We start from the raw sequence: 1179 nt of genomic DNA, 5'->3' as shown, positions 1-1179 counted from the left end.
TCCCGCAAAAGGTCTGAACCTTACACCATCATTGGCTATTGCAATGACCCGGTGAAGCAAGTGACTCCGTTGAAAAAATGTTCCGTTTTAAATCGTTTGGTACTCAGTATCGTTTCTCAGCAGCGACCAAATGATCCGAGCGTTCTTTGCCGCCAGTGCGACAATCGCCCGTTTAAAGCCACGGCGTTCGACCAGACTTTTGCACCACAAGCTGAGTCGGTCAGTTTTATCGCCGAGACTGGCGATAACAGCACGTGCACCATGAACCAAGAGTGTCCGCAGATATCGGTCGCCTTTTTTGGTAATTCGTCCGAGCCTTGGCTTACCACCGGTTGAATACTGGCTGGGAACCAACCCGAGCCAGGCGGCGAAATCCCGTCCTTTATCGAATTGCTCACCTTTGCCGATACTGGCGATGACGGCTGTCGCTGTAATGGGTCCAATGCCTGCCACCTTCATGATTTTCTTTGCTTGGCGGCTGCGAGAAACCAGCATATCGAAGCATTGTTCTTGGTCTGCAATACGTTGATTCAGAATGAGTAAGTGCCCGAAACAGTCTGAAATGATCGCTCTGGCGAGATCAGGGAGTGGGTTGTCACCATCTTCAAGCGCTTCGGGGATAGCGGTTTGTAATGCGTGGCGTCCTTTCGGCGCGATAATGCCGAACTCGGCCAGCATGGCGCGAATTTGATTCAGTAATGCCGTTCGTTCATGGACCCAATGATCACGCGCACGATGCAGGAGCAAAATCGCTTGCTGGTCGGCCGATTTGATCCGGACGAAGCGTGTTGAAGGACGGATGACAGCTGTGCAAATGGCAAAGGCGTCATTGAGATCATTTTTGGCACCGGTTCTGAAAGGCGCCACATACTTCGACGCCATGATCTTTGGCGTATGGCCGAGCTTCGCCAGTTCTCGGGCCCAGTAATGAGAGGCACCGCAGGCTTCCATACCGATAATTGCGGGTGGGATATTAGCAAACGTCTCAAGGACTTTTGACCGCGTTATTGTTTTGTGGATCAACACCTTGCCTTGATGATCTTCACCGTGGATACTGAAGCTATGTTTGGCTAAATCAATGCCATAAATAGAATGTGACATGGTGGCCTCCGGTAATTTCGTAGTCAGACTTACCTAGTGTGGCAGAGCCTGATGAGGGGGAGTCCATGTCATTCGTTA

The 1179-nt window shown here is 51.0% G+C and carries 1 protein-coding gene; it reads right to left on the bottom strand.

What is annotated here, in order from left to right; genetic code table 11:
* Nucleotides 1-87: 87 nt before the first annotated feature.
* Nucleotides 88-1101: an IS110 family transposase gene (locus Q4579_RS22875; protein ID WP_303567261.1), complete on the bottom strand. Its 1014-nt coding sequence runs from the start codon at nucleotides 1099-1101 to the stop codon at nucleotides 88-90.
* Nucleotides 1102-1179: the final 78 nt, after the last annotated feature.

The sequence above is a fragment of the Photobacterium sp. 1_MG-2023 genome, from assembly GCF_030547945.1.
GTDB lineage: Bacteria > Pseudomonadota > Gammaproteobacteria > Enterobacterales > Vibrionaceae > Photobacterium.
Note: the sequence above shows the minus strand (reverse complement) of the source record. Positions and strands in the feature narration are given on the sequence as shown.